The sequence below is a fragment of the Oceanobacillus phoenicis genome (assembly GCF_047238145.1).
GTDB lineage: Bacteria > Bacillota > Bacilli > Bacillales > Amphibacillaceae > Oceanobacillus.
In genome coordinates this window covers 3,350,899-3,368,700 of record NZ_JBDFME010000001.1, presented here as the reverse complement: position 1 = coordinate 3,368,700, position 17,802 = coordinate 3,350,899, and the positions used below count along the sequence as shown (strand labels likewise).

Below are 17,802 nucleotides of genomic sequence, written 5' to 3'. Positions count from 1 at the left end.
AAGAGGACATATTCTATCTGCTTATTTTCTAATTGGTAATCCAAATTAATTAGGGAATAACTTCTTCCAGTTCAAGATGCTAAATTTCGTTTCTAGATGATTGGGTTTGAATATATATTTTCAAGTTCAAGTGAAAGAGGCATGCCTGTATCATAAGATAAATTGCCGATAATGTCGTGAATCAGATCATTATATTTATTATTTGTCCAGAATTGGTGTATGAGTGGCAGTAATGTACATATTTCTTTATGTGCATCCTCATAATGTTCTAAAAAGCTTTTGGTAGAAGGATTATATGTTGCAGGATGATACCATGTACTATGACTTTCATTAAGATAATCGATATTTGATTGAATCGGTTGATGTGAGTAAGAAGATATAAAATTGCTTAGTAGTTTATTTTTCCACAAATAAGGGTCAGCGAGTATCTTATGTGCCAATTTCATATCATGATAAGATTTTTTAATATAATCATCAGGTAGAATGAGATCTGGATAGTTATTTCTAATTGATTGATCCATTATGTAGTGTATATCTGATGGCAGAGAATCTCCTACATCAATTTCTAAATAAATAGGAAATTTCCATGCTTCTTTTTTTCTTAATTTATGTATCATGATTGTATCAATAATTACTTCAAGTTTTTGATGATTACTGCCTTCATAACCTGCATGATAATGAATATACGGATGCGTATGGCGATCTAATATGTGATGCGTAATAAAACCTAATACATAAGCTTGCACCTGAATACTAGATTTTTTTGCTTTCTTTATTAATTCATGTAAAAATCGCCCGCAGTTTTTTGTATGCAGAACTGTTCCTATCTGTTGTACTTGTCCTTCTTTTATCCAGGGCCAAAATTGATAATAGAAAAAAGGGTCTGGTCCTTGTGCCCCTAGTTTTAAAGCGGGTCCATTATATAGTGATAAATCAACTGAGTTACATGCATCTTCAGCAAATAAGATATGCGTCCATATATTTGGCATAGAAATCCCTCTCATTATTTACAATTTTTAATATATTTTACCATGAACGGAAAGAAATCGAAAAATATTGCAAAATTTGATACACTATCAATGAGGATTTAACAAAGGGAGGAAATAAAATGGATTATCGTATTGAAAAAGATACAATTGGGGAGATTCAAGTTCCTGCTGATAAATATTGGGGGGCACAAACGCAACGTAGTAAGCAAAATTTTCCGATTGGAAATGAAAAAATGCCAGTCGAAATTATTAAAGCGTTTGCAATATTAAAACGTAGTACAGCGGAAGCTAATTTTGAATTAGGGTTGATGGAAGAAGATAAAATGAAGGCAATTCAATATGCTGCTGATCAAGTACTAAACGATTCCCTTAACAATCATTTTCCTTTGGTCGTTTGGCAAACGGGAAGTGGTACCCAAAGTAATATGAATGTGAACGAAGTATTAGCTTTTGTAGGTAATAAATGGTTACAAGAGCAAGGAAGCGACTTGAAATTACATCCAAATGATGATGTAAATAAATCTCAAAGTTCCAATGATACATATCCAACAGCAATGCATATTGCTGCTGTATTGAAACTAGAAGATACCGTATTACCAGCATTAAGTCAGCTGAAAAATACGTTTGCAGAAAAGCAATCTGCTTTTGAAGATATTGTGAAAATTGGTCGAACACATTTACAGGATGCGACTCCTTTAACCTTAGGCCAAGAAATTAGTGGTTGGCATCGTATGTTAGAAAAATCTGAAACAATGATATCAGAGAGTTTAGAACATCTTCGTGAATTAGCAATAGGTGGGACAGCAGTAGGTACGGGACTAAATGCACATCCAAATTTTTCAGAGAAAGTTTGCAAGGCGATCAGTGCATTTACAAACAAAAAATTTATATCCGCAAAAAACAAATTCCATTCACTAACAAGTCATGATGAAACTGTTTATGCTCACGGTGCACTAAAAGGGTTAGCTGCAGATTTAATGAAGATTGCAAACGATGTTCGTTGGTTAGCTAGTGGGCCGCGTTGTGGAATTGGTGAAATAACAATACCTGCTAATGAACCAGGTAGTTCTATTATGCCAGGTAAGGTTAACCCAACACAAAGTGAAGCTGTTACAATGGTTGCAACACAGGTAATGGGAAATGATGCTGCAATTGGTTTTGCTGCTAGTCAGGGGAACTTCGAATTAAATGTTTTTAAACCGGTAATAGCATATAACTTCTTACAATCAAGTCAATTATTAGCAGATAGTATTGTGTCATTTGATGAGCGTTGTGCTGTTGGAATCGAACCAAATCATGAGCAAATCGAAAAGAATCTAAATGATTCATTAATGTTGGTTACTGCATTAAATCCACATATTGGCTATGAAAATGCAGCGAAAATTGCTAAAAAAGCATTTGCGGATAATTCAACATTAAAAGAAACGGCTGTATCATTAGGGTTATTAACAGAAGACCAATTTGACGAATATGTTAATCCAGAAGAAATGACATATCCTAAATAAAGTAATGATTAAAAAGTATCCATTCAAAGGTGAATGGATACTTTTTTACTTAGTATAAGGCCTATATTACATATTTAACAGGCTTATATCACCATTGTTACCTTTCTCCTACAAATTACCAATGTTAATTTGTCATAAGTTTTGAGGATGTGCAGACAATAGTCTTACAGGAGGTGATATTAATGGCTAACAACAATTCAAACCAATTAGTAGTTCCTGGAGTACAACAAGCTCTTGATCAAATGAAATATGAGATCGCTCAAGAATTTGGTGTGTCTTTAGGTGCTGATACAACTTCTCGTGCAAACGGTTCTGTAGGTGGAGAGATTACTAAACGTCTTGTTCAAACTGCTCAACAACAATTGCATGGCTAAATCTAAATAATAAAATATATGGCTGAAAGGGAAGTCCAACCGGGCTTCCCTTTCCTTCTTTAAGAACTATTTGATTTTGGGTATAAATTCTGTTGCGTCGAAATGGATAGGAATTATTTGATGCGCTCTTCGCTATCTTTATCAAAAAAGTGTGCTTTATTTAAATCAAATCCGAGATCAATACTATCTCCACCCTTTACATCCGTACGAGAATCAACACGTGCTACGAATTCCTGGCCATCTACACTGGAATATAAAATGGATTCAGCACCCATTAATTCAGCAACCTCAATACTTGCTGTAACCTTTGTACCAGGAGATGAATCAATAAATATTAATTCATCATGAATATCTTCCGGACGTACACCTAATACCAATTCTTTTCCTTCATATCCTTGGTCACGAAGGGTTTTTAATTTACCTTCTGGAACGGTGAAACTAGATTCTCCAGTAGTAAACTGACCACCTTCTAGTTTACCAGTAAAGAAGTTCATGGAAGGAGACCCAATAAATCCACCAACAAAAATATTTTCTGGGTAATCATATACTTGTTTTGGTGCTCCTACTTGTTGAATAACTCCATCTTTCATAACTACTAATCGAGTAGCCATTGTCATTGCTTCTGTTTGGTCATGTGTCACATAAATTGTTGTAGTTTGTAAGCGTTGATGTAGCTTTTGAATTTCTGCACGCATTTGAACACGTAGTTTAGCATCTAAGTTGGATAATGGTTCATCCATAAGGAATACTTTGGCATCACGTACAATTGCACGTCCCAAAGCTACACGTTGACGTTGACCGCCTGATAGTGCCTTTGGTTTACGGTCTAGGTATGCTTCTAAACCAAGGATTTTGGCTGCATTATCCACGCGCTCCTTAATTTCTTCTTTTTTAAATTTACGAAGCTTCAAACCGAATGCCATGTTGTCGAACACGTTCATATGTGGATAAAGGGCATAGTTTTGGAATACCATGGCAATATCACGGTCTTTAGGAGCAACATCGTTCATTTTCTTCTCATCGATATAAAATTCTCCATCGGTAATTTCTTCTAGTCCAGCAATCATTCTTAAAGTAGTTGACTTACCACAACCAGAAGGACCTACAAAGACGATAAACTCCTTATCTTGAATATGTAGGTTAAAATCATTTACTGCAAGTACTTCTTTATCATATTTCTTTTGAATATGTTCTAAGCGTAATTCAGCCATTTTTTACTCCCCCTATATCATTTTTGTTATCGGTTACATTTATTGTACATGAGGGTGGATATTGTTGATACGGTAAATATGCACAAAGATGTTATTCTGTTTTGTGCATATTAGCTAGAATAGCTAAATATACCGTGATGGCTTGTTCAAATTGCTTTACATCAATCCCTGTGCTTTCATGGAATTTATCAAGGCGGTACTGTATGCTGTTTCGATGCATATACAGTTTTTTTGAAGCTTCTGTAAGATTTAAATTACTTTCAATAAATGTTTGTATTGTTTCTAGGACCTCTATATCCTCTGAAAACTCTTTTAAAATCCAACTACTTAACTGGTTTTTCTTTTGGTTATTAAGATTCTTGATGAGATGAAATGGATAATCTTTAATAAAAGATACAACAGATGAATCATGAGATTGAAAACTTGATGGAGCTTGCTCGGTTAATAAATTTGTGTACGTCACAATATCCTTTAAACTGTTCCGAAAGGGTCCTACATAGAAAGCAGTTTTAATGTATAATTCACTCATTAATGTGTCCGAAATTTGTGCATAACTTAACGATTCTTCAAGCTGTGAAATTTCCTCTTCAACTAAAATTCCGGCATATTCATTATGCCATAGAATGGATATAGGTCCTGTGAAAAACTCTTGAATAGTCGCTTTAAATATATCTGGTTCGATATGACCTTGTCGGATTTGAAAATAAATAAATCGAAAAGCTGAGTTAAATTCCTCAAGTCGATCTTTTTCCTCTTCGCTTATTCTATTTGTCCATAATTTTTCACGTTCGGTTTGTGGTGGTAAGTTAACGTGGTATTCAGTTAAAAAAGCCGATAATAATGCATGATCTTTCTCTGTCAATTCATTTTGTTGGATGCCAACTACTTCTCCTTGCTCCGTTTGAAACCAAGTATAATCTAACGGAAGATTTGATGTATTGGAGGGTAGAGAGCGAACACTAGGAAAATATTTTTTCAGCGTATGAATCATCTATCTGTACTCCTTTTTTATTATCATAATATTATTATAACAACATAATCGATATTTCCTGTAATAAATCAAATAGGTATTGGTATACATCGGAGTTCACCTTTGTTATAGTAGCATGGAGACAAATCAAGGAGGATGAAATAAAGATGGCAAATACACTAGATGTTGCTAATAATTTAGAACAAGCTTTACGTGAAAGTGATGAGTTCAAAAGCTTAAAAGAAGCATATGAAGCAGTTATGGGAGAACCAACAGCGAAACAAATGTTTGAAGACTTCCGTGATACGCAACTTAACCTTCAAGAAAAACAGATGCAAGGTATCGAAATTACAGAAGAAGAAGTGGAAAAAGCAAGACAAGTTGTAGAAACAGTTCAACAACATGAGGGCATCTCTAAATTAATGGAAGAAGAACAACGCTTAAACAATTTAATTAATGAGATTAGCCAAATCATAACAAAACCGTTAGAAGAATTATATGGAACAGCTGAACAAAATTAATTTATAAGAGTGCTATTACCAACCTTGGTGGATAGCACCCTTTTTTTATTATTTTTAAGTCTAATCTAACGATGGAATAGCACTAATTTTGCTTCAGGACTGACACAACGATGCGTATGCTCCATATATCCTTCTTCTTCAAGCTGTGCTTGTCCGATTTCTTTTGCGGACTCATCGTTTTCTGCAGTAAATGATGTATCCAATAACTTTTCTCCAGTTTTTGAAAATACCGTTAATGCATAGGTTCTCATACCCCAAATCCCCCTCCATTCCTTTACATATTATTATAAATCATTTCGGTATTTTCTGGCAATTCATCCCGCCTAACGGAGGTATTCCCCAATCAAGAATAGGAGGCAACTTAGCTAAAGAGGAGAGACAAATTGCTTGTTAGATGTTCGATTCTGTTCAAGGGCATTTAGGTTATACCCTTGTGTTACTAACAAACATTCAATTGAGGAAGAACAAAAACCCCTTTGTAATGAAGTTTCACTTTATTATCTGAAAAGTATTGTAATTAAATAGGACATTATATACACTTTAGTAGGAGTGTACCCTATAAATATAGAGAAGGAGGTAAATCAACGATGACGTTACAGCTAAATAATGTAACAAAACGATTTGACAATCACACTGCTGTGAATAATCTTTCATTGGAAATTCCTGAGCAGGAGATGTTTGGTTTTCTTGGCGGGAATGGAGCGGGAAAAACGACAACATTTCGTATGATTCTTGGTTTATTAGACATTACCGAAGGAGACATTACATGGAAAGGCGAGTCGATTTCATATGATAAAAGCCATCTAATTGGCTATTTACCAGAAGAAAGAGGTTTATATCCGAAACTAACGGTGAAAGAGCAAATCATTTATCTCGGTAAATTAAGAGGAATGAAAAAAACTCAAATTGAAGAAGAATTAATAAAGTGGTTAGATCGCTTCCGTGTACCAGAATACTTAAATAAAAAAGTAGAAGAATTATCAAAAGGGAATCAACAAAAAATCCAATTTATATCTGCGGTGATTCACCAACCACAGTTGTTGATTCTAGATGAACCATTCTCAGGCCTTGATCCTGTAAATGTAGAAATGTTAAAGGAAGCGGTTATCGAGCTAAAAGAACAAGGGACATCTATAGTATTCTCTTCACATCGAATGGAACATGTAGAAGAACTATGTCAGCATGTTTGTATTTTACAAAAGGGTTCTCCTATTGTGCATGGTTCATTACAAGAAATCAAAAAAGGATATGGGAAGAAGAATCTGCATATTCGCGGAGATGTATCGTTTGAATTCTTAAGGGCACATTCAGGAGTTTCCTCGTACAAGGCCTTAAATGATGGATGTAAACTTCAAATTGATAGTGAAGAAGTGGCACAAGAAATATTTGAATCACTACAAGGCAAAGGATTTATACGTAAATTTGAACTTGAAGAACCTTCGTTAAATGATATCTTTATTGCAAAGGTAGGTGCTTCGTATGAATAAGTTTTGGATTATTTTATCCCATACATACTTATCAAAAGTGAAATCAAAATCATTTTTAATTAGTACTGCCATCATGCTATTAGTAATTATAGGATTGGCTAACTTACCAACAATAATTGACACTTTTGCTGGTGATGGAGAAGAGAGTTCAGAGCAGATTGCTGTTATTGATGAATCCGGAAATTATTTTGACTTATTAGACGAAAGCTTAGCTGCTGTGAATGACCAAGAATTAGAGATTGTATCTGTAAATGAATCAGAGAATAAAGTGAAACAAGCTGTTCAGGAAGAGGAGTACGATGGACTTCTTGTAATTGAAACAGATGAGAATAATTTACCTGTTGGTACGTATTATGCGAATCGGATTTCGGATAGCGGGGAGCAATTATTTTTACAAAATCAACTTCAACAACTAAAAATTGCAATCGGTACGCAACAGTCAGGAATAGATCAAGAAACATTAGAAATGATCTACGCACCAGTACCATTTGAAGCAACTCAATTAGATGAAACAGCAAGAACTTCTGAAGAAATGAGTCAAGCACGTGGTATTGTATATGTGATGTTGTTTGTACTATATATGGCTGTTATCGTTTACGGCCAAATGATTGCAACGGATGTAGCAATTGAAAAATCTTCAAGGGTAATGGAAATATTAGTATCAAGTGCTTCTCCTATTACACATATGTTCGCTAAAATTATCGGTGTTGCATTGCTCGGTTTAACGCAAATACTTCTGTTCTTAGGAGTAGGGTATTTCTTGATTAGTTCCAAAATGGATGACATAGGTGGAGAATTTTTCGATTATATGGGCTTAACGAACAATGATGTCTCTATTTATATTTATGCAGTCGTGTTCTTCCTTCTGGGATATTTCCTCTATGCTACCCTAGCTGCAATGTTAGGTTCTTTAGTTAGTCGTATTGAGGATGTAAATCAACTTATTATGCCAATGATCATGCTCATAATGATTGCATTCTTTATTGCAATTTTTGGGTTGGAGATGCCTGAATCAACTTTAATAACAGTAACTTCATTTATACCATTTTTTGCTCCAATGATAATGTTCTTAAGAGTAGGTATGCTTAATGTTCCCGTTTGGGAAATTGTATTATCATTCGGTTTATTGATTGGGACGATTGCCTTATTAGCTTATGTAGGAGCAAAAGTATACAGTGGCGGGGTATTAATGTATGGGAAGTCGGGTTCGTTGAAAGACTTTAAAAAAGCAATGAAGCTTTCTAAAAAAGAAAAGTAACTTATTTACTGACTAATCACATACTATGAAACTAATATATAGAGGGGAAGGTCAACCTGTGATGACTTTCCCCTTTATTGTTATACATACTTATAGATAATAAAAGAGTTGATTTGTAAAAGTTGAAGCAGTACCTGTATAAAATGACCGCCTATGAAAAAGCTCAACTATAGGGAAAATTAAATGATGTGTAAAGAGTCCCTGACAAGTTTGCTTATGATTCATTTGACTTAGGTTCAAGTTCTTCTTCGGTCACCCATTTATGGTTTTTTACTTCTTCACCGGATTCGGTTACATAATCAATCATATATACGGTTGTTTCGATACCATCTTCAATAGTTGCTGTTGCGCCATCCATTCCTTTCATATGATTGGCATTTATAGTTATTTCATCTCCAGGTTTATAAGGGTCTTCATTTGGGTTGTCAATTTCTTCTTGGATTATCCATTTGTGATTTTTAACCATCTCACCGTCATCCGTTGGTTGATAACTAATCATATAAGCCGTGGTATGGTAAGCACCAACAATTGTTCCAGTAGCTCCTTCCATACCTGACATATGTGTTGCTGTGACTGTTACTTCATCACCTACTGCGTAGGTAGAATCTTCTGCATCTTCTAAACCATCAGGTATTTTTCCACTTTCATCATGGTCCGAGTGTTCATGTTCATTTTGATTGTCTTCTTCGAGATCTCCTTCAGGAACTTGTTCATTATCAGGAAGTAGGTTTCTTTCTTCATTTTCATCAATTTCATTATCATTATTGCAAGCATATAGTCCCGTCAGCAGTACGAATACCCCAACCGAGTATCCAATTTTCTTTATCATAGTTATAAGCTCCTTTCACGTGTTGTAGAACTATTATTCACGCAATCGAAGTGTGATAAACGTAAAAACTGGAAAATAATAGATAATGACTAAGCGTCTTTATTGACATAGATACTTTAGGGGGGTATAGTATTACTAGAATAATGAAGGAGTGATGAAAGTGGATTCATTACATGAACATACAAATCATCCAAGATCAAATGCTGAAAAACAAGCGGTAATAAACCGTTTGAAACGTATAGAAGGACAAGTTAGAGGAATACAAAAGATGGTAGAAGAGGATCGTTATTGTGTAGATATACTCGTTCAAATTAGTGCCATTCAAGCTGCATTGAAAAAAGTAGGATTTGAAATCACGGAGCGACATATGAAGCATTGTGTCAGTGATGCAGTAAAGTCAGGCGAAGGTGATGAAGCTATTGAAGAAGTAATGAGTGTATTAAAACAATTTACGAAGTAAGGAGTGGGTCTTATGACTAATAAAAAATCAACATATCATATTACAGGAATGACATGTGCCGCCTGCTCCAACCGTATAGAAAAAGTATTAAATCGTATGGATGGAGTTGAGGCTAATGTCAATTTGACTACTGAAAAAGCTTCAATTCGATACGATGATACCAAAATTACGAATGGTGATATAACTGAAAAAATTGAAAAGATTGGATATGGAATTCAGATAGAGAAGGTTGATCTGGATATAAACGGGATGACATGTGCTGCATGTTCTAATCGAATAGAAAAAGTATTAAACAAAATGGACGGTGTTAAGGAAGCAACCGTAAATCTTACAACTGAAACGGGTATGGTGTATTATTATCCAGATGTCGTTCAAGACTCACAACTCATTAACAAAATAGAAAAAATTGGGTATAATGCTGTTTCAAAAAATGCGAATCAAAATAAAGCATCACAGAAAGAAAAACAGTTAGTAAAGACAAAAAAGAAATTGATTGTATCTGCGATATTATCTTTACCGTTAGGATTGACGATGCTTGTACATCTATTTAATATCGAGATTCCCTCATTTTTCATGAATCCATGGTTCCAATTTGTGCTTGCAACACCAATTCAGTTTTGGATTGGCTGGCAGTTCTATGTGGGAGCGTATAAAAATTTGCGTAATAAAACGGCAAATATGGACGTATTAGTTGCAGTTGGTACTAGTGCAGCTTACTTTTATAGTTTGTACGAAGGATTATTAACAATTAATAATTCTGCTTATCATCCACATCTTTATTATGAGACTAGTGCAATTATTATTACGCTTGTATTGTTTGGGAAGTACTTGGAAGCGCGGGCGAAAGGGCAAACGACAACTGCTATTACGAAGTTATTAAATCTACAAGCTAAAGAAGCAAGAGTATTACGTGATGGAACAGAATTTATGATTCCTTTAGAAGAAGTAGTAGTTGGGGATCGACTTATTGTAAAACCTGGAGAAAAAATACCGGTTGACGGTATCATAAAACGAGGAAAAACATCTGTTGACGAATCGATGATTACCGGAGAGTCTATTCCTGTGGAAAAAAATATGGAAACAGAAGTAATAGGTTCGACAATGAATAAGAACGGTTCAATTGAAATGGAAGCAATAAAAGTAGGCAATGATACTGCATTATCATCTATTGTGAAAGCTGTAGAAGATGCTCAAGGATCGAAAGCTCCAATACAACGATTAGCAGATGTAATTTCAGGATTCTTCGTTCCAGTTGTTGTCATGATTGCGATAATAACTTTCTTTGTATGGTTTCTATTTGTACAACCAACTCAAGTAGAACCTGCTTTAGTAGCATCAATTGCTGTATTAGTTATTGCTTGTCCATGTGCATTAGGTTTGGCAACGCCGACTTCTATTATGGTAGGAACTGGCCGTGCGGCAGAGAATGGTATTCTTTTCAAAGGTGGAGAACATCTAGAGCAAGCGTATAAGATTCAATCCGTGGTATTTGATAAAACAGGGACTATCACGCATGGGAAACCAGTTGTTACTGATTTTACTGGAGATAAAGAAATGCTCTTATTATTAGCGAGTGCAGAAAAAGGTTCGGAACATCCACTTGCTGAAGCAATTACACAATATGCAGAGGAAAAACAACTGTCTTTAAAACCTACAACTGATTTTGAAGCTATTCCTGGTCGTGGTATAACTGCAATCGTGGATAGTAAGCATATTATTGTTGGAAATCGTCAATTAATGAAAGAATATAAGGTAGATAGCGTAAAAGAGGATGAACATCTATTAAAACTCGAAAATGAAGGAAAAACTGCTATGTTAGTTGCCATTGATGGGAAGATTCGTGGTACTGTGGCTGTAGCGGATACGATTAAAGAACATGCTAAGGAAGCTATAGATCAATTAAAAGCCATGAATATACAGGTGGTTTTGTTAACTGGCGATAATGAACGAACCGCGAAAGCAATTGGACGACAAGCGGGGATAGATCATATTATTGCTGAAGTATTACCAGAAGAGAAAGCTGAAAATATAAAAATACTGCAAAAAGGTGGAACTACAGTTGCGATGGTTGGAGATGGAATTAATGATGCTCCGGCTCTTGCTATGGCTCATATAGGAATTGCAATCGGAACAGGTACTGAAATTGCAATTGAAGCAGCTGATATTACGATTTTAGGAGGAGATCTTCTCCTTGTACCAAAAGCTATTAAGATTAGTCAAGCAACGATAAAGAATATAAAGCAAAATTTATTCTGGGCTTTTGGTTATAATACTGCAGGGATACCAATTGCAGCGTTAGGATTTTTAGCTCCTTGGATAGCTGGTGCAGCGATGGCTTTAAGTTCAGTGAGTGTTGTTACAAACTCATTAAGGCTAAAAAAAGTAAAAATGTAACCTTGAAAGGGGGGGATAATAGATGAAAAAAACAATGAAAGTACAAGGAATGTCATGCGGACATTGTAAACAATCGGTGGAAGATGCTCTAAATGGTGTGGAAGGTGTGTCAGAAGCAAAGGTTAATCTTTCTTCAGGAGAAGTTGAAGTTTCTTTTGATGATAATAACGTTACAACCGAACTGTTAGTAGATACCGTCGAAGAGCAAGGTTATGATGTAGTAGCTTCATAAGCGGTTTAATAAATACCCCCTTCAATTATAAAATTGTTTTAAGGGGGTATTTAATTACAAATAAATAGAACGTGCATTCTGTTTTGCTGTTTGGTAGAATAAGGAGAAGAAGCAAAGAAGGGAGTGCAGCGATTTGGTAGCATCGATATCATTTATTCATGCAGCAGATTTACATTTAGATAGTCCCTTTCGAGGATTACAGAATATTCCTAGTGAAATTTTTCAAGAGATTCAAGAAAGTACATTTACAACATTAGATAAATTAATAGAACGAGCAATTATTCATAAAGTAGACTTTTTATTATTAGTAGGAGATTTATACGATAACGATAATCAAAGTTTAAAAGCACAAGTACGACTAAGAGATGCTTTCCAAAAACTGCGGGAACATAATATTCAAGTATTTCTTTCTTATGGCAATCATGATTATTTAAATGAACATTCCTTATCAGTACAATTTCCAGATAATGTACATATGTTTACTAGTGAAACCGTGTCTTACTATCCATATAATAGAAAAGAAGAAACCCTAGCTCATATCTATGGGTTTAGTTATGAAAATAGAGCGGTACATGATTCGAAGGTTTCAGACTATCAACGCATAAGTGAACATGTACCTTATCATATTGGATTATTGCATGGAAGTATAACTACGAATACCGAGCATGATGTTTATGCGCCGTTTCATTTAGAGGAACTGAAGAATGCTCACATGGATTATTGGGCATTAGGTCATATTCATAAAAGAGAAGTGCTTTCAGAATCCCCACCTATTATCTATCCGGGGAATATACAAGGTCGTCATCGGAAAGAAATAGGTGAAAAAGGATGCTATTTCGTTGAAATGAACGAGTTTGAAGTTCAAAAACAATTTATATCCTTAGAGTCAATTCGTTTCGAAAAACTAGAATTAGATTTGTCTAGTATTGAATTTCTACATAATATTGAACCGCTTGTTCTACAGTCACTTCCTCAATTAGATCATCCAGTGTTAATAGAATTAATCATAAAGATGAATAAACAACAATTTGATAGCTGGGAACAGTCACGCATAGATGAATGGATTGATATAATAAATGAAATATCAATCACAAAGTCGCCATGGGTTTATATATATCGTACGTCGATGCAAGTGCCGAAAAATAATCAAGTTATGGAAGATAGTCCATTTTTTAATATGATAAAAAAGCAAGTACATGAGGTGGCTATTCAACCAATTTTAGATGAATTGTATCAAAATAGACAAGCTAGAAAGTATATCAATACGTTATCAGAATCAGAAATTAATGAAATAAAACAAGAAGCAGACCAATTTTTACAAGATGCATTTCGGAAAGGATGAGATTATGCGAATTAAGGATATTACTATCTATGGTTTTGGACAATGGGTAGATCACCAATTTACTTTCTCATCCTCTGAAATTACGACAATTTATGGTGAAAATGAGTCTGGAAAATCTACGTTACAACAATTTATTTTATTTATGCTTTTTGGTATGTCGCCGAAACAAAGAAAATTCTATCAACCAAAGAATAGTAGTAAAATGGGTGGACGTATGACGATTATGACACCAGAATATCATCGCATTATTATAGAGCGTATAGATGATGAGAGTAAGGGTAAAGCAAATTGTATTTTAGAGGATGGATCAGAAAAGGATGAGCAATGGTTAACGCAACTTCTAAACGGAATAGGATTAGATACATATCGATCTATTTTTTCATTTTCGGATACAGATCTAGTTCATATTCGAACAATGCAAGAGGAAGAACTTAATGAAATTTTGTTAAGTATTGGGTTAACAGGATCATCGATTATATATGATGTGGAGAGACGCTTAGATCAAGAAATAGGAAGTTTATATAAGCCTTCTGGTAGAAAGCCAGAGATAAACGAACAATTAACATCATTACAGCAAGAATCCAAAAAACTAGATGAATTAAGAAAGAACGAAAATACATACCATGAAAAAGTGGAAAGACAGCAATATCTACAACAGCGTTATCAAACAACACAGCAAGAGATTATGAAGCTTCGTCAAGAACGAAGGGAGCTTGATACGTTGATACAGGCTTTACCTCTACTAAAAGAGGCTAAAATAATCCAAAGTCAACTCCATAATTCGAAGCATATAGCGGACTTCCCAGAACATGGTGTAGAGAGAATGGATCAATATAGAGAGCTTGTTCTTCCTCTTCGAAGTGAAAGAAGTACACGAATAAGTAATATTGAAAAATACCATGAAAAGATATTAGAGGTGAAAGAACTTTTATTACCTACTTCCACACAAGAACAATTAAACGAGTTATTGGGTCAGTATAATGAAGTTCAATTTGCTATAGAAGAGAAAAAAAGACTAGTTAAACTTATTGCAAAACAGAAAGCAAGATTAGAAGAAGAGACACAACAGTTACATGTGAATTTAACTATATCCGAACTAAATCAACTAGCATTGCCATTTTATCTAGAGAAGCAATGGGGGAAGATTCGATCAAACGCAGAACAATTATTCTATGAAAAACAACAGTTAGAACAACAAAATAGTCAATTAATTGAAGAAAAAGTATTTCTAGAAGGACAGCATAAGAAGGTAAATAATCAATTGTTACATGAAGCTCATGTAGATGAATTACGACAACGTATCGATGCTTACCAAACTAGTCAGGTTCTACAAGCTGAAAATCAAAAAATGCATCAAAAATGGCAAAGAACTAAGCATCATAAAAAGAGACTGAACAAGCAAATATTGTACAGTTCTATTGTTCTAGCAAGTATCTTTATGTTAACTTCATTTGTTTTTACAGAGTTTTGGTTAGCGATATTATCCATAATCGTAATTGGTTTTGGCTTTAGTATAATGCGTATAAATAAGCAAACGATTGATATGGTGAATGGTATGTCAGATGCTAATGATTCTAATGATGTTGCGTTTGTTGATGTAACAACGGAAGAATATCATGAAGCAAGAAATATATTAGAAGAGCAAGAAGCTTTACAAAAAGAAATCGAACAAATAAATAAAAAGATTCAAGACAATGAGTTAGCTTTGATGGAATGGAAAAGGAAGCAAACGAATATTTATGAGAGATTAGAACAATTAGATAAACAGAAGCAAGAACAAGCTAGCCTATACCCTTTTCTAGTTTCAATTGATGTGGACTACTGGCCAGAATTATTCCATCATTTGCAGCGTCTACTTCAATTAAATGAACAATTGCAAGAAAATGAACGACATTCTCTACAAGAGTCAACGAAGATTGATCATTATATAATGCGATGTGAACAATGGTCTATAGATAATCATCAACAATTAGATGTAGATGATCCTGAAACTGTTCTTGCACAACTACAAGAGATAAATGAACAACATAACCACGCACTCCAAGATTATCAACATTATAGGGCACACCGGCAAGAAGAACGGACTCTTGAGCAACAACTAAGTCAATCTATCGAAGTTTATCAAGAGTCTATCGATAAATTATTAGAACAAGCTAATGTACCAGACGAAGATTCATTCTATGAAAATGCTAAACTATACAAAGAGGTAGTGTCCTTAAGAGAAAGAAACGATAAATTGCAAAATCAGTTAATCACTATTTTTCCAGATGGATTTGAATCTAATATTAAGCGATTAGAAACAAATGAATATTATGTGAAAAAGCAAGAAAAGCAAAATGTTATATTAAAAGAGTTAGAAGAAGAGATTGAGGATATTCGAAATGATCTTGCAGAAGTCCAAGCTACCATCAATTCATTAGAAGGCTCAAGTGAATTGTCGAGAAAGACACATCAGGTTGAATTAGAAAAAGAAAAATTAAATGGTTTGTTTCGACAATGGGCAATTCGAAAAGTTGCGAAGTCTTATTTAGTAGAAGCAAAGAAAAATTATCGAGATCAATATTTGACAAGCGTTATCCATGAAGCAATGGTGTTTTTTAGTGATTTAACAGATGAACGATATGTTAAAATATATGCACCAACAAAAAATCAAGGATTTATGGTCGAAACAAAAGAACAAAGAAAATTTCTTGTGAATGAATTATCACAAGGAACAATTGATCAGCTGTATATTTCATTACGATTTGCGATTAGTAAGATCATGAGCCAACAATATTTAATGCCATTCCTAATCGATGATGCTTTGGTACATTTTGATTCGAAGCGAATGGAGCGTGTGGTAGATATACTACGTGGTACTGCAAAAAATCAACAAGTGATTTTATTTACTTGTAAAGAAGAAATTATGCAACTAGTAGATGGAGAAGTATTGCAATTATAGTAGAGTAGGGGGAGGAGATTATATGAAAAATGGTATCGCATTTCGCACGATTGGAGAAGAATTTGATGGATTTCTATTAATTAAAGAATCTACAAGAGGTACTACTAGTAATGGAAAACCATTTCTAACTTTAATACTTCGAGATGCTAGTGGCGAAATAGAAGCAAAACTCTGGGATGCAACGAAAGATGATGAAGAAACTCTAATTCCAGAACAAATTATTCAAGTATCAGGGGAGATAAACCAATTTCGTGGAAAGCATCAATTAAAAATATTATCTATTCGTCTAACGCAACCAATGGATAATGTTCAAGTAACAGACTTTTTGGGTAAGGCACCAATGGAAAAAGAAGAATTAGCAGAAAAATTGACTGAGGCTATTTTTGAGATGGAGAATCCTAAAATTCAACGTCTAGTTCGGGCTTTTATAAAGAAATACCAGGAAGAGTTACTAACTTATCCAGCTGCAACCAAAAATCATCATGAATTTGCATCAGGACTAGCATATCATGTTGTTAGTATGTTAGCTATTGGAAAAGAATTGCACAAACTCTACCCAGAAATTAATAAAGACTTATTATATGCTGGAATTATACTTCATGATATTGGTAAGATTAAAGAGCTTTCGGGTGTTGTTTCTACTACTTACACATTGGAAGGAAAAATGCTTGGGCATATACCGATGATGGTTGAAGAAATTGGTCTAATGGCTAATGAGTTACAAATCGAAGGGGAAGAGGTGCTTATTCTAAAACATCTCGTTCTAAGTCATCACGGTAAAGCTGAATGGGGTAGTCCGACACCACCATTAGTTCGTGAAGCAGAACTACTACATTTAATTGATTTAATAGATGCAAAAATGAATATGTTGGGTCGAGCGTTGGAAAAAGTTCAACCAGGAGAGTTCACGGAAAGACTCTTTGCTATGGATAATCGTGCTTTTTACAAACCAAATTTCGAAGAAAATGAAGGATAGGTTATTTTTTCTCTTTTTGTTCATATATATAGTATTAAGGCTTGGACAAGGAGGAAAAGAAGATGGAATCAATTCCTATTTGGGTTATAGCAGTCATCTTATTAATTTTCTTCAGCGGATATATGGCATTACGTGCTATGCTGGCAGAACGAAAATTGGATCAACAATTTATTGAAAGAGAAGGCAAAATATACATGGAACGGATTCGTGAGGATCGAATGAAGCGTCAGAGAGATCATAACAGTGAGATTCATGAGAACAATTGAATGTAGAAAGAAAACGCCCATTTAAGATAAATGGGCGTTTTTATATG

At 34.5% G+C, this 17,802-nt stretch carries 17 protein-coding genes; 12 read left to right on the top strand and 5 right to left on the bottom strand.

The window, feature by feature from the left end; translation table 11 throughout:
• Nucleotides 1-92: 92 nt before the first annotated feature.
• A complete protein-coding gene (locus tag ABC346_RS16930) occupies nt 93-989 on the bottom strand; it encodes a zinc dependent phospholipase C family protein (protein WP_413235970.1) in 897 nt (298 codons plus the stop codon).
• Between the two features lie 119 nt (nt 990-1,108).
• Between ABC346_RS16930 and fumC the strand changes: the two genes are divergently transcribed.
• Together fumC and ABC346_RS16920 are read left to right on the top strand one after the other, a co-directional pair.
• Nucleotides 1,109-2,494: a class II fumarate hydratase gene (gene fumC, locus ABC346_RS16925; RefSeq protein WP_413235969.1), complete on the top strand. Its 1,386-nt coding sequence runs from the start codon at nt 1,109-1,111 to the stop codon at nt 2,492-2,494.
• A gap of 182 nt (nt 2,495-2,676) precedes the next feature.
• Nucleotides 2,677-2,868: an alpha/beta-type small acid-soluble spore protein gene (locus tag ABC346_RS16920; protein ID WP_017796266.1), complete on the top strand. Its 192-nt coding sequence runs from the start codon at nt 2,677-2,679 to the stop codon at nt 2,866-2,868.
• Nucleotides 2,869-2,981: 113 nt separating this feature from the next.
• Here the strand turns inward: ABC346_RS16920 and ABC346_RS16915 are convergent, their stop codons facing one another.
• Complete coding sequence (locus tag ABC346_RS16915; RefSeq protein ID WP_413235968.1) at nt 2,982-4,079, bottom strand: ABC transporter ATP-binding protein; 1,098 nt, start codon at nt 4,077-4,079, stop codon at nt 2,982-2,984.
• 91 nt (nt 4,080-4,170) lie between these two features.
• A complete protein-coding gene (locus tag ABC346_RS16910) occupies nt 4,171-5,070 on the bottom strand; it encodes a PucR family transcriptional regulator (RefSeq protein WP_413235967.1) in 900 nt (299 codons plus the stop codon).
• 146 nt (nt 5,071-5,216) lie between these two features.
• Between ABC346_RS16910 and ABC346_RS16905 the strand changes: the two genes are divergently transcribed.
• The gene (locus tag ABC346_RS16905) at nt 5,217-5,570 is read left to right on the top strand and encodes a YlbF/YmcA family competence regulator (RefSeq protein ID WP_413235966.1); all 354 of its coding nucleotides are present in this window, start codon (nt 5,217-5,219) and stop codon (nt 5,568-5,570) included.
• Between the two features lie 65 nt (nt 5,571-5,635).
• Here the strand turns inward: ABC346_RS16905 and ABC346_RS16900 are convergent, their stop codons facing one another.
• A complete protein-coding gene (locus tag ABC346_RS16900; RefSeq protein ID WP_413235965.1) occupies nt 5,636-5,821 on the bottom strand; it encodes a YhzD family protein in 186 nt (61 codons plus the stop codon).
• Nucleotides 5,822-6,157: 336 nt separating this feature from the next.
• Between ABC346_RS16900 and ABC346_RS16895 the strand changes: the two genes are divergently transcribed.
• On the top strand, nt 6,158-7,057 hold the full coding sequence (locus ABC346_RS16895; RefSeq protein ID WP_413235964.1) for an ABC transporter ATP-binding protein: 900 nt from the start codon (nt 6,158-6,160) through the stop codon (nt 7,055-7,057).
• A complete protein-coding gene (locus ABC346_RS16890; protein WP_413235963.1) occupies nt 7,050-8,315 on the top strand; it encodes an ABC transporter permease in 1,266 nt (421 codons plus the stop codon). The genes ABC346_RS16895 and ABC346_RS16890 overlap by 8 nt, the downstream gene beginning before the upstream one ends.
• 214 nt (nt 8,316-8,529) lie before the next feature.
• Here the strand turns inward: ABC346_RS16890 and ABC346_RS16885 are convergent, their stop codons facing one another.
• Nucleotides 8,530-9,144 carry a YdhK family protein gene (locus ABC346_RS16885; RefSeq protein ID WP_413235962.1) on the bottom strand — a complete coding sequence of 205 codons (615 nt, stop codon included), beginning with the start codon at nt 9,142-9,144 and terminating at the stop codon, nt 8,530-8,532.
• Between the two features lie 160 nt (nt 9,145-9,304).
• On the opposite strand from ABC346_RS16885, the gene ABC346_RS16880 reads away from it, so the two are divergent.
• The 7 genes from ABC346_RS16880 to ABC346_RS16850 all read left to right on the top strand — a co-directional run bounded on the left by ABC346_RS16880 (nt 9,305) and on the right by ABC346_RS16850 (nt 17,755).
• Nucleotides 9,305-9,604, top strand: coding sequence for a metal-sensing transcriptional repressor (locus tag ABC346_RS16880; protein ID WP_413235961.1), 300 nt, complete (start codon nt 9,305-9,307; stop codon nt 9,602-9,604).
• Nucleotides 9,605-9,616: 12 nt separating this feature from the next.
• On the top strand, nt 9,617-11,998 hold the full coding sequence (locus tag ABC346_RS16875) for a heavy metal translocating P-type ATPase (RefSeq protein WP_413235960.1): 2,382 nt from the start codon (nt 9,617-9,619) through the stop codon (nt 11,996-11,998).
• Between the two features lie 22 nt (nt 11,999-12,020).
• Entirely contained in the window at nt 12,021-12,230 is a 210-nt protein-coding gene (gene copZ / locus ABC346_RS16870) for a copper chaperone CopZ (RefSeq protein WP_413235959.1), read from the top strand.
• A 133-nt stretch (nt 12,231-12,363) separates the two neighbouring features.
• Nucleotides 12,364-13,572 carry a metallophosphoesterase family protein gene (locus tag ABC346_RS16865; RefSeq protein WP_413235958.1) on the top strand — a complete coding sequence of 403 codons (1,209 nt, stop codon included), beginning with the start codon at nt 12,364-12,366 and terminating at the stop codon, nt 13,570-13,572.
• Between the two features lie 4 nt (nt 13,573-13,576).
• Nucleotides 13,577-16,513 (top strand): ATP-binding protein, encoded by a 2,937-nt coding sequence (locus ABC346_RS16860; RefSeq protein ID WP_413235957.1) that lies wholly within the window; start codon nt 13,577-13,579, stop codon nt 16,511-16,513.
• 22 nt (nt 16,514-16,535) lie between these two features.
• Nucleotides 16,536-17,489 (top strand): 3'-5' exoribonuclease YhaM, encoded by a 954-nt coding sequence (gene yhaM / locus ABC346_RS16855; RefSeq protein WP_413235956.1) that lies wholly within the window; start codon nt 16,536-16,538, stop codon nt 17,487-17,489.
• 62 nt (nt 17,490-17,551) lie between these two features.
• Nucleotides 17,552-17,755: a sporulation YhaL family protein gene (locus ABC346_RS16850; protein ID WP_413235955.1), complete on the top strand. Its 204-nt coding sequence runs from the start codon at nt 17,552-17,554 to the stop codon at nt 17,753-17,755.
• The last annotated feature ends 47 nt before the right edge of the window (nt 17,756-17,802 follow it).

Coding starts and splice junctions, on each gene's coding strand:
- yhaM (WP_413235956.1), top strand. CDS start 16,536: ATGAAAAATGGTATCGCATTTCGCACGATTGGAGAAGAATTTGATGGA.
- fumC (WP_413235969.1), top strand. CDS start 1,109: ATGGATTATCGTATTGAAAAAGATACAATTGGGGAGATTCAAGTTCCT.
- ABC346_RS16915 (WP_413235968.1), bottom strand. CDS start 4,079: ATGGCTGAATTACGCTTAGAACATATTCAAAAGAAATATGATAAAGAA.
- copZ (WP_413235959.1), top strand. CDS start 12,021: ATGAAAAAAACAATGAAAGTACAAGGAATGTCATGCGGACATTGTAAA.
- ABC346_RS16850 (WP_413235955.1), top strand. CDS start 17,552: ATGGAATCAATTCCTATTTGGGTTATAGCAGTCATCTTATTAATTTTC.
- ABC346_RS16910 (WP_413235967.1), bottom strand. CDS start 5,070: ATGATTCATACGCTGAAAAAATATTTTCCTAGTGTTCGCTCTCTACCC.
- ABC346_RS16900 (WP_413235965.1), bottom strand. CDS start 5,821: ATGAGAACCTATGCATTAACGGTATTTTCAAAAACTGGAGAAAAGTTA.
- ABC346_RS16890 (WP_413235963.1), top strand. CDS start 7,050: ATGAATAAGTTTTGGATTATTTTATCCCATACATACTTATCAAAAGTG.
- ABC346_RS16920 (WP_017796266.1), top strand. CDS start 2,677: ATGGCTAACAACAATTCAAACCAATTAGTAGTTCCTGGAGTACAACAA.
- ABC346_RS16885 (WP_413235962.1), bottom strand. CDS start 9,144: ATGATAAAGAAAATTGGATACTCGGTTGGGGTATTCGTACTGCTGACG.
- ABC346_RS16930 (WP_413235970.1), bottom strand. CDS start 989: ATGCCAAATATATGGACGCATATCTTATTTGCTGAAGATGCATGTAAC.
- ABC346_RS16875 (WP_413235960.1), top strand. CDS start 9,617: ATGACTAATAAAAAATCAACATATCATATTACAGGAATGACATGTGCC.
- ABC346_RS16905 (WP_413235966.1), top strand. CDS start 5,217: ATGGCAAATACACTAGATGTTGCTAATAATTTAGAACAAGCTTTACGT.
- ABC346_RS16860 (WP_413235957.1), top strand. CDS start 13,577: ATGCGAATTAAGGATATTACTATCTATGGTTTTGGACAATGGGTAGAT.
- ABC346_RS16895 (WP_413235964.1), top strand. CDS start 6,158: ATGACGTTACAGCTAAATAATGTAACAAAACGATTTGACAATCACACT.